The organism is Saccharothrix sp. AJ9571, assembly GCF_021725495.1.
GTDB classification, from domain to species: Bacteria; Actinomycetota; Actinomycetes; order Mycobacteriales; family Pseudonocardiaceae; genus Amycolatopsis; species Amycolatopsis magusensis.
This window is the reverse complement of record NZ_CP091382.1, coordinates 1824887-1837752: the sequence shown is the minus strand read 5'-3', so window position 1 is coordinate 1837752 and position 12866 is coordinate 1824887. Positions and strand designations below refer to the sequence as shown.

Genomic DNA, 12866 nt, shown 5'->3' with positions numbered 1-12866 from the left:
GCGGTTCCGGGGAATAAATCCGCCTACGGCTTCTCGGCGACGAAGCACCAGGCGAACGGCCGTGCCTTCGCCTCGCGGGCGGTCAGCTCGCGGTCCGGGCGCCAGTCGGGCAGGTGCGTGACGCCCGGCTCCAGCAGGTTCCAGTCGGCGATCCAGTGCTCGATCTCCTCGCAATCGCGCAACCAGACCGGGTTCTGCGTGTTCCGGTACTGCGCGGCGAACTTCCGCACGCCCTCGGCTTCCTCACCGGTGGTGCCGCCGACCGACATCTGCGACAGCGCCAGCCAGCTCCCCGGCGCGAGCCGGTCGCGGTAGGCCCGCACCAGCCCCGCCGGGTCGTCGTCGGGCCCGACGAAGTGCAGCACCGCCATCATCAGCACGCACACCGGCTGGTCGAAGTCGATCAGCCGGCGCGTGGTGGGGTGGTGGAAGATCGCCTTCGGGTTGCGCATGTCCTCCTGGACGTGCCCGGCCCAGCCGGTGGCGTCCTGCCGCTCCAGGATGAGGGTGGCGTGCGCGGTGGCAACGGCCTCGTAGTCGACGTAGACCACCGTCGCGCGCTGGTCCTCGCCCAGCTCCTCGCGGATCACCTCGTGCACGTTGCCCGCGGTCGGCACCCCGGAACCGAGGTCGAGGAACTGCCGGATGCCCGCGTCCAGCGCCGCCCGCACCGCGCGGTTCATGAACTCGCGGTTGTGCCTGGCGCCCGGTTTGACGTGCGGCCACTGCTCTTCCAGGCGTTTGCCGAACTCCCGGTCCACCGCCCAGTTCTGGGTGCCGCCGAGGTACCAGTCGTAGACCCGGGCCGAGGACGGCTTTTCGGTGTCCACCCCGGCCGGGGCTTCGGGTGCGGAATCGGTGTGTTCGGTCAACGGGGGTCTCCGGCCTGTGCGGAATGCGGTGAACACAGTTCTATCGCACGGCGGGACGGCGGTACCAGTAGGTCCACAGCGGGCGGTAACCCTGCGCGTACCAGAACGGGGTGGACCGCGGATTGGCCAGCGCGTGGTGCAGCAGCGCGAGGTCCACGCCTTCGGTGTCGAAGACCTGGTGCGCGTGCGCGGCCAGCGCGGTGCCGACGCCGGTGCTGCGGGCCTGCTCGGCGACGTTCAGCGAGGTCAGGTACCCGATCTTCGGCCGCCCGGACTGGTCGACGTAGATCTTCGACCAGTCCGACGCCGGCGGCAGCTGCACCCTGGCCACGCCGAGCGCCTTGCCGTACACCTCGGCGATCCACAGCAGCGGCTCGTCCTTCGCGAGCACTTCCTCGACCTCGGAGGTCAGCGCGCGCTCGGTGCTCTCGCGCACGGTCGCGACGCCGAACTGCGCGTCGTAGTGCTGCAGCTCCAGCAGCAGTTCGACGACGTTGGCCACGTCGTTGCGGGTGGCGGCGCGCACGGCCACCCCCGGCGTCCGCCGCGGCCCGCGGCCGTGCCGTTCCGCCGGGCGGACGGCGACCACCCGCACCGGCGCGAAGCCGTGGCGCAGCAGTTCCCCGGAGCCGGTCGAGTCGCGGCTGGGGCGGATGACGACCGCCGCGGTCTCCCAGTCCCTGCCTTCGGTCCCGGATTCGGCGAGGCGCTCCTGCCACTTCTCCAGCAGCAGGCCCAGCGCGGTGCCCGGGTCCGGACCGGCCAGGCGCAGGTCCAGGCGGTGCTCGACCAGGGCGCGCCACTGCGCGCCGGGTGCGTCGGCGGGGGTCTTCTCGCAGGAGAGCACCCCGAGCGCGGCGGAACCGCTCGCTTCGGCGGTCAGCACGCCCTGGTCGTCCGGCAGCTCGCCCGGCGGGGGCAGCAGCGGGTCGATGGCCTTGAGCCGAGTGGCGTGTTCGGTGGCGATGGCAGAAAAATCGATGAGGTCCACGTCACATATTCAAGTCCTCGGTGTCCCCTGGAGGTAACCCGGGCTACCGGGCAGTGGGACCCGAATACCACTCGCGTTTCACCCCGGTGGTTCCCCCGGGCCCACGCGGTTGGCTAGGAGTTAACCCTTAGCTGATCCCATAATGGTCGGAAAGAGGCTCTGATACCCCCTCCGGGGTACAGTGAGCCCTCGTTCGCGATCAGGCCGTAAGGAGGTTGCATGCCGGACTCTGGTGGCAGAACCGCTACCCCCGGCCCGGTGCCTTCGACAGCCACGGACGAGGCGGCGGTCGACGAACGGCGATTCCGCGTCTACACCGCGACGGTACTGACCGTCGGCCTGGTCACCGCGGCGGTGGTCAGCTGGTGGCTGCCCTTCGAGGGCTCGGCGATGCTCTGGTGGATCACCCCGGTGCTGGCGCTGGCCTTCCTGCTCGCCGAACAACTCGGCATCAACGTCGACGTCCGCAGCGGCATCTCGTGGACCATCTCCTTCACCGAGATTCCGCTGGTGATCGGTTTCTTCATCGCGCCGTTCGAAGTGGTGCTGGTGGCCCACCTGATCGCGGGCGTGGGCACCCTGCTGGCTCGCAAGGTACGCGGTCGCGTGCTCTACAACGCCGGCGCCTTCCTCCTGGAGATCACCGGCGCCTTCGCGGTCGCCGGGCTGGTCAAGTTCGCCGTCGGCGGCGACGGCATGCCGTGGGTCGCCGCGCTGGCGGGCACGCTCACCGCGCCGCTGGTCAGCACCCTGCTCGCGCTCGCCGCGGTCCGCGTGCTGCGCCGCCGGATGCGGGTCAGCACCGCGCTGCGGCTGACCGGCCGGATCCTGGTCGTCGGCTTCGTCAACTCCTCGGTCGGCCTGTCCGGCTACCTGGTGATCTTCCACGTGCCCGAGGCGTGGCCGCTGGTGCTGGCCGTGTTCCTCGGCCTGACCGCGCTCTACTGGGCCTACTCCGACCTGCTGCGCGAGCAGCGCGACATGGAGGCGCTGTCCGACGTGAGCCTGATGGTCGCGCGGTCCGGTCAGCAGGCGGCCGCCCGTCCGGCGAGCCGTGCCGACGACTTCGGCCGCGGCGTGGACGTCGTCGAGTGGGGCGCCATCGCCGAACGCATCAAGGACCAGCTCGCCGCCGGCCGCGTGGTGCTGCGGCTGCGGCTCGAGCCCACCGACGCCATGCGCGCGGTCGTCTCCGGCGACCCGCTGCCCGCCGAGGACACCACCGCCGACGATCCGCTGGTGCGCCTGCCCGGCGCGCACGTCCGGCACTTCCGGCTCACCGAAGCCAATCCCGAGGTGCGCGGCGCGCTGCTGGACCGCGGTGCGCAGGAGGCGCTCGTGGTGCCGTTGCGCAGCGCGAACCAGCTGCTCGGCATCATCGAGGCGCACGACCGGCTGTCCCGCTGGCGCGGGTTCGGCAAGTCGGACGTGCAGCTGCTCGGCACCATGGCCAGCCACCTTGCCACCGCGCTGGACAACCGCCGCCTGCTCGCCACCCTGCGCCACGACGCTTATCACGACCCGCTGACCGGCCTCCTGAACCGGCCCGGCTTCCGCCAGGTGGCCCGCGAGCCGCTGCGCGAACGCCTCGGCTCGGTGGTGCTCCGGATCGAGCTGGACGTCTTCTCCACGGTCAGCGACGCGCTCGGATACGCCTGGGCCGACCGGATGGTCATCGCCGCGGGCCGCCGCATCCGCGACACCCTCGGCAGCGACGTGCCGCTGGCCCGGCTCGAAGGCGCCTCGTTCGCCGCGCTGATCGTCGAGCGCACGCCCGAGCAGGCGCACGAGATCGCCGATCGCCTGCGCGCCGAGCTGTCCGCGCCCTACCCGGTCGACCGGCTGACCGTCGAAGCCAACGCCAAGGTTGGCTACGCCTCGCCGACGCCGGAGGAGGAGAGCGCGGACGCGGTCGACGTGGACGCCCTGCTCCAGCGCGCCGATGTGGCGGTGCGGGCCACCCGCGGTGGGGAAGAGGTCCGCGGCTACGTGCCGAGCATGGGCCAGATCTTCATGCGCCGGTTCCAGATGGTCACGCAGTTCCGCCAGTCCGTGGAGGACGGCCAGGTCAGCGTGCACTACCAGCCCAAGGTGACGCTGCCGAACCGGCACGTGCAGGGCGTGGAGGCGCTGGTCCGCTGGGTGCACCCGGAGTTCGGCAAGCTCGACCCGGACGAGTTCGTGCCCGCGGTCGAGGCGGCCGGCCTGATCGGCGTGCTCACCGAGTTCGTGCTGGAGCAGTCGCTGCGGCGGGTGCGCAAGTGGCTCGACGAGGGCCTGCGGATCTCCGCGGCGGTCAACCTGTCCGTCCGGAACCTGGCCGACGAGGAGTTCCCGCGCAAGGTGGTCGAGGCGCTGGACCGCTTCGAGGTGCCGCCGGAACTGCTCACCTTCGAGCTGACCGAGTCCGGCGTGATGTCCGACCCGCAGAAGGCGCTGCCGATCCTGCGTGAGCTGCACTCGCTGGGCATCGTGCTGGCGGTGGACGACTTCGGCACCGGGTACTCGTCGCTGGCCTACCTGCGCCAGCTGCCGGTCGACCAGGTCAAGATCGACAAGAGCTTCGTCCTGGGCATGGGCACCGACCTCGGCGATCTGGCGGTGGTGCGGTCGATCGTCGAACTCGGCCATTCGCTGGGCCTGACGGTGGTCGCGGAGGGCGTCGAGGACGACGTCGCACGCGACCAGCTGGAGGCGATGGGCTGCGACGTGGCGCAGGGCTACCTCATCTCGCGCCCGCTCGCGGAGGACCGGCTGGAGGCGTGGCTGCTGGCCCGCACGGCCCGCTCGCCCGGACGGCACACCGAGACCGTGCTGACCCTCCTGACCTGAGGTTTTGCCCAAAGTGACCCCCCGCTCGAGTGGCCGCTGAGGACTTGGTAATCTTTTCGAGCAAGAACAGAGCAGGCCCCTTTAGCTCAGTCGGCAGAGCGTCTCCATGGTAAGGAGAAGGTCTACGGTTCGATTCCGTAAAGGGGCTCGGTGACCTACGCCGCGATGCGTAAGCGCGTATCGCGGCTTGGGCCATGTGCGGCGGTGTAGCTCAGTTGGCAGAGCAAGCGGCTCATAATCGCTGTGTCGCCGGTTCAAGTCCGGCCACCGCTACGCGAGTGGGTGAGCCTTGTTTGCGGACTGCGCAAACCTTGCTCGCTCCGCCGTTATCCCGGGGGTCGGACCCCCGGACCCCCGCCAGGGGGCCAGCCCCCTGGATCCCCGAGTGGTGCGTACCAGTGTGTGCGTCTTGCGGGGGACCTTTTCTGTGTAGAGAGAGGCTAGTGCCGTGGCTGCGACCGACGTGCGACCGAAGATCACGCTGGCGTGCGAAGAGTGCAAGCACCGCAACTACATCACCAAGAAGAACCGGCGCAACAACCCGGACCGCTTGGAGATGAAGAAGTTCTGCCCGAACTGCGGTACGCACCGGACCCACAAGGAGACCCGCTGAGCGCTCGCCGCTCGCGCGTCCCACGCGACCTTCCACAGGCCGTCCCCGTTACCCGGGGGCGGCCTGTTGTCGTTGAACGGTGATTTACCAACTGATCCGCCCTGGTTGGCAAGTTACCGACTAAAGTCGCTTCCACTTTCGGGTGACGCTGAACACACTGTGTCTCGCCGGTCACGGCCGGTGCTTCTGTTCGGTCCCCTGCGAAAGTGAGTTGCCGGATGAAGATCACTACGGGACGGCGGCGCATCGCCCAGTCCGCGGTCGCGCTGCTGGCCGGAGCCACGGCGATCGGTTTCCTCACCCCGGCCACCGCGGCCGCCGGAGTGGACGGTTACGCGGCCGAGGTCGCCGACGCCGCCGTCGCTTCGGTCACCGCGAAGGGCCTCACCGAAGCCCAGGCGAAGCAGTTGCTGAACACCCAGGAAGCCCGGTCGACGACGCTGACCACCGCGCTCGGCGCGCTCGGCGACCGCCAGGCCGGTGGGTTCTTCGAGGCCGACGGCACCCCGGTGGTGAACGTGCTCGACGCGACCGCCGCCGAGCGGGTCGCCGCGACCGGCGCGGTCGCCAAGGTGGTCAAGTACTCGGCGGCCCAGCTGGAGTCCGCGCAGACCGCGCTCGAGGCCGTGCCCGCGGTGGCCCACACCTCGATCGGCAAGGACGCGAAGACCAACCAGATCGTGGTCACCATCGCCGACGCCGCCCAGGGCACCGACGCCCTGCTGGCCGAGGTCGGCAAGCTCGGTGACCAGGTCCGCGTGCAGCACGTGGCCGGCGAGATGACCCAGGCCATCCTCAACGGCGAGGCGATCACCGGTGGCGGGTCCCGCTGCTCGGCGGGCTTCAACACCAACAGGGGCGGCCAGAACTACATCGTCGACGCCGGGCACTGCACTGGCGCGGTGGCCAACTGGGACGGCATCGGCCCGTCGGTCGAGGCCAGCTTCCCCGGCAACGACTACGGCCTGATCCAGAACAACAGCGGCGACGCCCCCGGCGCGGTGACCCTGTGGAACGGCTCCAGCCAGCCGATCACCTCGGCCGGCAACGCCACCCAGGGCCAGGAGATCTGCAAGAGCGGCAGCACCACCAACCTGACCTGCGGCTCGGTCACCGGCACCGAGGTGACGGTGAACTACCCGCAGGGTGCGGTGGGCGGCCTCATCCAGACCAGCGCGAGCGTCAACTCCGGTGACTCGGGCGGCTGCCTGTTCGCCGGCAGCGTCGGCGTCGGCATCACCTCCGGCATGGGCGGCGGCAGCTCGTTCTTCCAGCCGGTCACCGAAGCCCTCAGCGCCTACGGCGTCACACTGAACTGACCCACCCCCGCGAACGCTATGAGTGGGGCATTACTGGCAATCAACGCCAGTAATGCCCCACTCATTGCATTGGCACCCCGTCAGAGCCCGGTAGCCTGCTCGGGTGCCTCTGGACCCCTCGTTCGCCGGCCGGGTGTACCCGCCGAGCAGCGCCTACGAAGTCAGCCGGGTGAAGATCGCCGAGTTCGCCGACGCGATCGGTGACGCCAATGCCCTCTTCCGCGATCCCGAAGCCGCGCGTGCGGCGGGCTACCCCGACGTGATCGCGCCGCCGACCTTCCTCACCGTGGTCAACCTCGCCGCGATCAACGTCATCGTCGGCGACCCGGAGCTGGGACTGGACTACTCGCGCATGGTCCACGGCGACCAGAACTTCAAGCACACCCGCCCGGTGCACGCGGGTGACGTGCTCGAGCTGACCACGCACATCGACGAGATCATGACCCGCGCGGGCAACGACTTCATCACCCTGCGCGCGGAGATCACCGACGCCGCCGGGCAGCACGTGTGCACCACGCGCGCCCAGCTCGTCGTCCGGGGGGAGGCCGCGTGAGCACGTTCACCGCGGGCGAGGAACTGCCGCCGCTGTCCGTCCGGGTGACCCGCGAACAGCTGGTCCGCTACGCCGGGGCGTCGCTGGACTTCAACCCGATCCACTGGAACGAGGAGTTCGCCAAGGCGGTCGGGCTGCCGGACGTGATCGGCCACGGCATGCTCACCATGGCGCTGGGCGCCCGGATGATCACCGACTGGCTCGGCGACCCCGGCAGGCTCGCGGAGTACTTCACCCGGTTCACCCGCCCGGTCGTGGTCCCGAACGACACCGAGGGCGCGCTGGTGGAGTTCAGCGCCAAGGTGGCCAAGGTGAACGAGGACGGAACCGCCCGCGTCGACGTGACCGCCAAGTTCGACGGCAAGTCGGTGCTCGGCAAGGCGCAAGCCATCGTCCGCCCCTAGGCGCCGTCCTGCGCGACCAGACCCACAGGACAGCGCCTAGCTGACCACCTTCTGCACGGCCTCGGCCATCGCCTGCTGGCCCTTCGCGTTGGGGTGCAGGCCGATCGCGGGTGAGGTGGCCACCAGGCCCTCCACCCAGCGCGTGCCGGGGTTCGTGCAGACGTCGTGGCCCTTGGTGGGGGCCGCCGTGTCGGCGAAACCGGCGTCGTTCTTGTCGGCGGTGTCGGACAGGGTCTGGTTGAGGTCGCCGAGCGCGTCGCGCAGGTAGGCCACGTCCGGCACGCCGACCGGCAGCGCGGGCCAGCAGCCCTCGCCGTCGGGCAGCACGGTCGGGTAGCCGACCACGATGATCTTCGCCTTCGGCGCCTTGCCGCGGATCTTCTTCAGCAGGTCGGCGACCTTCTTGCCGGTGGCGTCGATCTTCGCGGCCAGCTGGTCCTTGCCGCCCGCGGTGAACTTCTCCTTGCAGGGCGCGGCACTCGGCGAGCCGGCGACGCATTCGCCGGCGAACCCGATGAACCCGACGTCGTTGCCGCCGATGCCCAGCGTGACCAGTGTCGTCGCCTCGTTGACCGCGTTGAGCTGCGGCGGGTTGGTGCCGTTGCCGGTCTTCTGCGAGCCGGTGATCGAGGCGGTCACCGCGCCGCTGCAGCTGACGTCGGCGAACTCCGCGGGGTTGATCTCGGCGGCGACCAGGTGCGGGTAGTTGTTGTCGGAGCGGGCGCAGCCCACCGGTTCGCCCGCCTGCTTCCCCGTCTTCGGCGAGGAGGTGTAGGAGTCACCGAGCGCCACGTAGCGCCCGGTGCCCCCGCCGATCTCGGATCCCGGCGGCGCCGGAGCCGCTTCGGAGCCGCCGTTCTGCGTCTTGTAGTAGCCGAACCCGACGGCCGCCGCGAGCACCACTACCACCAGCAGGCAACCGCCGCCATTTTTCGCCACACGACCGTTTGTACGCGATCAGGCGTGGGTTGCACTCCCCGTTCCGGGTGACGACGCCCCGTCACGGTCGAGCAGGTCGTTCAGCAGGCCCGCGGCCTGCGCCGGCCGATCGACGGTGACGTACACGCTGCGGCCGGATTTGAGCGTGAGTTGCAGCGCTTCGCCGCCGCGGATCTTGTACGCGGTGTCGCCGGTGAGCGGGTTGACGCGCAGGCCGAGGCCGGTGAAGAAGCTGACCGTGGCGACGTCGGCCCCGGCGATCCGGTCGAGCGGCACGTGCCTGCGGAAGACGACCATGCGGATGGTGACGCCGGTGCCGTCGACCCGCACCCGCAGCCGGGACACGGCGAACAGCGCGAATGCGACGGTGGCGGTGAAGAGCAGGTAGAAGTACACCGGCAGGTCGGTGGCCAGCAGCGTGAGCGGGGCGAGCACCGCGAACAGCGGCAGGTAGTTGTTGGTGGCGCGGCCGGACCAGGTGGCGCGTTCGCCGGGGCGCAGGCCGACGGACGGGCCCGTGGTGCTCTCCGCTTCGCCGGTCTTCGGCGCGATGAGGGCGCCCAGCAGGCCGATGACGACCGGGATGCCGATCGTGCCGGAGAGCGCCAGCAGGAAGCTGTCGGCCTGCCGCCAGTCGGTCAGGTCGAGGTTGGCGATCAGCACCACCAGTGCGACGGCGGCCGGGAGCGAGGCGAAACCCGCGCTGAGGCCGACGCCGATCCGGTGCGTCTTCCAGTTGAGCAGCAGGCTGCCCGCGACCAGGAGCACGGCGGTGGCGGCGAGCGTGATCGCCACGAAGACCCCGGCGTCGGCCGTGCCGTCGGGACCGCCGTTCTGCCAGTGCACGGCGATCGGGTCGGGCAGGCGGGTGCGCCAGTTCTCGTAGAGCAGGCCGGTGGCGATCGCGAGGGCGCCGGGCAGCCCGGCGGTGGCGAGGGTGGTGCGGAGTCGGTTCACGAGTAGCGCTCCTTGATCGTCCGGGTGAGCTCGTCGGCGTCGAGGCCGAGCCGCTTGGCCTCGGTGATGAGGTCGCCCACCAGTGCTGACAGCCGGGCGCGTTCCGCGGCGCCCGCGATGACCACCGCGCCGCGCCTGCGCCGCAGGTCGATGAGGCCCTCGTCGCGCAGTACCGCGTAGGCGCGCAGGACCGTGTGGATGTTGATTTCGAGCGATGCCGCCAGTTCCCGCGCGGGCGGCAACTGCTCGCCGAGTGCGAGGTCGCCGCCGGCGAGCGCGCGCCGCACCGCCGCCGCGACTTGTTCGAACAGCGGCAGCGGGGAGGACGGGTCGATGCGGACCAACATAGTTCTAACTGTACTAGAACTAAGCGCTTTGTTCTAGCTCATATAGAACTATCGCTGCAGAGTTGTCCACAGGGCTGGTCACATGTGGACAACTCGGTGTGGATTTCCGGGCCTGTCGGTGGCGCGGAGTAGCGTCAGCGGTGGAGAAAGGAGGTCCGCCTAGCTCACTACACCCAGGGACTCAGGAACCAGCCGCCATGGCGAACAGCTCGTCGGCGCGGTCGGTGGCTTCGGCGACATCGCCGGTGATGAAGTGCAGGTCGACGAAGGCCTCTTCGATGCCGGCCTCGCGCGCGGCGGAAAGCTGGGTGGCCACGTCGGTCAGCGTCGTGCCCGGACGCGGGTTCAGGCGCAGGATCCGCCGCAGCACGCCGGGGTCGCGACCAGCGCGTTCCGCGGCGGCGCGGACCACGTCCCACTGCCGTGCCATCACGTCGAACGGCCGTCCGGCGGGGAGCCAGCCGTCCGCCTTGCGGCCGACCCGCTCCAGCGCGGCGTCGGTCTGGGCGCCGAGCAGCAGCGGCGGGTGCGGGCGCTGCACGGGACGCAGGTCCACCCGGGACGGCGGGATGTGCCACAGCGGCCCGTCGTGCGCCACCGGGTCGCCGGTCCACATGGCCACCAGCGCGTCCATCAGTTCGTCGAGCCGCTTGCCCCGCGCCGCCCACGGCACGCCCGCCGCCGCGTACTCCGAGCGCATCCAGCCGATGCCGAGGCCCACGTCCAGCCGTCCGCGGCTGACCAGGTCGATCGAGGTCAGCGTGCGCGCGAGCAGCACGGGGGTGTGCAGGGTGCCGATCAGCGTGCTGCTGCCGAGCCGCATCCGCTCGGTGGCGGTCGCCGCCACGGTCAGCGCCACCAGCGGGTCGAAGTACCTGGTGAACTGCGGTGGGTACGGCCGCTCCGGGGTGCCGCCCGGGTAGAGGTCGCTGGGCTCCAGCGGCGTCAGCACCCGGTCGCCCACCCAGAGGGAGTCGTAGCCGGTCTTCTCGGCGTGCGCCGCGAAGGCCGCGATGCCCGCCGGGTCGGCGTGGGCGCCGTAGTGCGGCAGGCCGATGCCGAGCCGCATCACTTCGCCTCCCCGAGCAGCCGCGCCACCCGGGTGATGCCCTCGACCAGCTCGTCCTCGGCCAGTGCGTAGGAGAACCGGAAGTACCCGGGCGTGCCGAACGCCTCGCCCGGCACCGCGGCGACCTCGGCCTCGCGCAGGAGCAGGTCGGCCAGCTGCACCGTGTCGGCCGGTCGTTCGCCGTGGATTTCCTTGCCCAGAAGGGATTTCACCGATGGGTACGCGTAGAACGCGCCCTCCGGCGTCGGGCAGTCGACGCCGGGGATCGCCGACAGCATCGACACGATCGTGCGACGCCGCTGGTCGAACGACTCCCGCATGCGCGCCACCGCGTCCAGCGGCCCGGCCACCGCCGCCAGCGCCGCGCGCTGCGAAACGTTGGCCACGTTGCCGCACAGGTGCGACTGGTAGCTCGCGGCCGCCTTGATCACGTCGGCGGGCCCGACCATCCAGCCGACCCGCCAGCCGGTCATCGAGTAGGTCTTCGCGACGCCGTTCAGCACCAGCGTGCGGTCGGCCATCTCCGGCACCACCACCGGCAGCGACTCCGCCGTCACGCCGTCGTAGACCAGGTGCTCGTAGATCTCGTCCGCGACCACCCAGATGCCGTGTTCGAGCGCCCAGCGCCCGATCGCTTCGACCTGCTCACGCGGGTAGACCGCGCCGGTCGGGTTCGACGGCGAGTTGAACAGCAGCACCTTGGTCCGCGGCGTCCGCGCGGCCTCCAGTTGCGCCACGCTGACCAGGTAGCCGGTCGATTCGTCGGCGGTCACCTGCACCGGAACGCCACCCGCCAGGGTGATCGACTCCGGGTAGGTGGTCCAGTACGGCGCGGGCAGCAGCACCTCGTCGCCGGGGTCGAGCAGGGTGGCGAAGGCCGAGTAGACCGCCTGCTTGCCGCCGTTGGTCACCAGCGTCTGCGCGGCCTCCACCGCGAGCCCGGAGTCGCGCAGGGTCTTCGCCGCGATCGCCTCGCGCAATTCGGGCAGGCCGGCGGCCGCGGTGTAGCCGTGGTTCGCCCGGTCCCGCACGGCCTCGGCGGCCGCTTCGACCACGTAGTCCGGGGTGGGGAAATCGGGCTGACCGGCGCCGAAGCCGATCACCGGCCTGCCCTGCGCCTTGAGCGCCTTGGCCTTGGCGTCCACGGCCAGGGTGGCGGAGGGGTTGATGCCGGCGATCCTGGCCGAGATCCGGCCGCTGGTGGTCATGGGGGCAGTTTTCCACGGCGGGTGCCCTTCGCCACAGGGTGGCCGGACCCCACAGCAGGGGTAGGTTGCACGGGCCGGTGGGTCTTACCGTAGACTTCCGAACTTGGAACGCCTGACACTCGTCCCCGCAGGGATGCGGGGAGGGTCGAATGCGTCCACGAGCGGCGGTTGCGCTCAAAGGGGTGTAGCTCAATTGGCAGAGCAGCGGTCTCCAAAACCGCAGGTTGCAGGTTCAAGTCCTGTCACCCCTGCGTATCAGTCGGTGAAGCGGAGGAGTGGTTCGTGAGCGAGGACGGCGAGAAGGACCAGGAGAAGGAGCCCAAGCGCCCTTCTCGTCCGGTCACCGCCGCGGCTCGGCGTGAGCGTCGCGCCTCCGCCCGGCCAGCCGGCAAGACAGGCGCGGCCAAGTCCGAAGAGGACGGGGACAAGACCCGGCCGGCGGGCAAGGCGTCCGACGCCAAGGCCAAGCCGACGCCGAAGCGTGATCGCAAGGAGAAGCAGGCCTCTCCGGTCAAGCGGCTCGGCCGCTTCATCCGCGAGGTGTGGTCGGAGCTGCGGAAGGTCATCTGGCCGACCCGCAAGCAGATGATCACCTACACCGCGGTGGTGCTGGTCTTCCTGGCCTTCATGGTGGCCCTGGTCTTCGGCCTGGACCTCGTGTTCCACGAGGCCATCGGTGCCGTATTCGGCAACTGAGCGCGCTGCGGACCGCCGCTGAGGACAGCGGCGCCACGGCGATGCCCCGAGTACGACACGTGATCA

Annotated in this window: 13 protein-coding genes and 3 tRNA genes; 9 read left to right on the top strand and 7 right to left on the bottom strand. The window is 70.4% G+C overall.

Annotation, left to right across the window (positions count from 1 at the left end; genetic code table 11):
• Positions 1 to 23: 23 nt before the first annotated feature.
• Complete coding sequence (locus L3Q67_RS07700) at positions 24 to 872, bottom strand: class I SAM-dependent methyltransferase (protein WP_499188857.1); 849 nt, start codon at positions 870 to 872, stop codon at positions 24 to 26.
• A 40-nt stretch (positions 873 to 912) separates the two neighbouring features.
• Positions 913 to 1863, bottom strand: coding sequence for a GNAT family N-acetyltransferase (locus tag L3Q67_RS07695; protein WP_499188856.1), 951 nt, complete (start codon positions 1861 to 1863; stop codon positions 913 to 915).
• Between the two features lie 219 nt (positions 1864 to 2082).
• On the opposite strand from L3Q67_RS07695, the gene L3Q67_RS07690 reads away from it, so the two are divergent.
• From L3Q67_RS07690 to L3Q67_RS07660, 7 genes are all read left to right on the top strand, one after another.
• A complete protein-coding gene (locus tag L3Q67_RS07690) occupies positions 2083 to 4695 on the top strand; it encodes a putative bifunctional diguanylate cyclase/phosphodiesterase (RefSeq protein ID WP_499188855.1) in 2613 nt (870 codons plus the stop codon).
• Between the two features lie 75 nt (positions 4696 to 4770).
• Positions 4771 to 4843, top strand: a tRNA-Thr gene (locus L3Q67_RS07685).
• A gap of 52 nt (positions 4844 to 4895) precedes the next feature.
• Positions 4896 to 4968 (top strand) — tRNA-Met (locus tag L3Q67_RS07680).
• 175 nt (positions 4969 to 5143) lie between these two features.
• Complete coding sequence (rpmG, locus tag L3Q67_RS07675) at positions 5144 to 5308, top strand: 50S ribosomal protein L33 (RefSeq protein WP_005152047.1); 165 nt, start codon at positions 5144 to 5146, stop codon at positions 5306 to 5308.
• A 218-nt stretch (positions 5309 to 5526) separates the two neighbouring features.
• Positions 5527 to 6627 (top strand): S1 family peptidase, encoded by a 1101-nt coding sequence (locus tag L3Q67_RS07670; RefSeq protein ID WP_499188854.1) that lies wholly within the window; start codon positions 5527 to 5529, stop codon positions 6625 to 6627.
• A 103-nt stretch (positions 6628 to 6730) separates the two neighbouring features.
• Entirely contained in the window at positions 6731 to 7180 is a 450-nt protein-coding gene (locus tag L3Q67_RS07665; protein WP_499188853.1) for a MaoC family dehydratase N-terminal domain-containing protein, read from the top strand.
• On the top strand, positions 7177 to 7584 hold the full coding sequence (locus L3Q67_RS07660; protein WP_499188852.1) for a MaoC family dehydratase: 408 nt from the start codon (positions 7177 to 7179) through the stop codon (positions 7582 to 7584). The genes L3Q67_RS07665 and L3Q67_RS07660 overlap by 4 nt, the downstream gene beginning before the upstream one ends.
• A gap of 36 nt (positions 7585 to 7620) precedes the next feature.
• Here the strand turns inward: L3Q67_RS07660 and L3Q67_RS07655 are convergent, their stop codons facing one another.
• The 5 genes from L3Q67_RS07655 to L3Q67_RS07635 form a co-directional block, all read right to left on the bottom strand.
• A complete protein-coding gene (locus L3Q67_RS07655) occupies positions 7621 to 8523 on the bottom strand; it encodes an SGNH/GDSL hydrolase family protein (RefSeq protein ID WP_499188851.1) in 903 nt (300 codons plus the stop codon).
• Between the two features lie 18 nt (positions 8524 to 8541).
• Positions 8542 to 9480: an SdpI family protein gene (locus L3Q67_RS07650; RefSeq protein ID WP_499188850.1), complete on the bottom strand. Its 939-nt coding sequence runs from the start codon at positions 9478 to 9480 to the stop codon at positions 8542 to 8544.
• Positions 9477 to 9827 carry a GntR family transcriptional regulator gene (locus L3Q67_RS07645; protein WP_499188849.1) on the bottom strand — a complete coding sequence of 117 codons (351 nt, stop codon included), beginning with the start codon at positions 9825 to 9827 and terminating at the stop codon, positions 9477 to 9479. The genes L3Q67_RS07650 and L3Q67_RS07645 overlap by 4 nt, the downstream gene beginning before the upstream one ends.
• 181 nt (positions 9828 to 10008) lie before the next feature.
• Positions 10009 to 10896: an LLM class oxidoreductase gene (locus L3Q67_RS07640; protein WP_499188848.1), complete on the bottom strand. Its 888-nt coding sequence runs from the start codon at positions 10894 to 10896 to the stop codon at positions 10009 to 10011.
• Positions 10896 to 12104, bottom strand: coding sequence for a pyridoxal phosphate-dependent aminotransferase (locus L3Q67_RS07635; protein WP_499188847.1), 1209 nt, complete (start codon positions 12102 to 12104; stop codon positions 10896 to 10898). Before L3Q67_RS07635 ends, L3Q67_RS07640 begins: the two co-directional genes overlap by 1 nt.
• A gap of 178 nt (positions 12105 to 12282) precedes the next feature.
• Between L3Q67_RS07635 and L3Q67_RS07630 the strand changes: the two genes are divergently transcribed.
• Both L3Q67_RS07630 and secE read left to right on the top strand, forming a co-directional pair.
• Positions 12283 to 12355 (top strand) — tRNA-Trp (locus L3Q67_RS07630).
• Positions 12356 to 12386: 31 nt separating this feature from the next.
• Positions 12387 to 12800 (top strand): preprotein translocase subunit SecE, encoded by a 414-nt coding sequence (gene secE / locus L3Q67_RS07625; RefSeq protein ID WP_499188846.1) that lies wholly within the window; start codon positions 12387 to 12389, stop codon positions 12798 to 12800.
• Positions 12801 to 12866 lie beyond the last annotated feature (66 nt).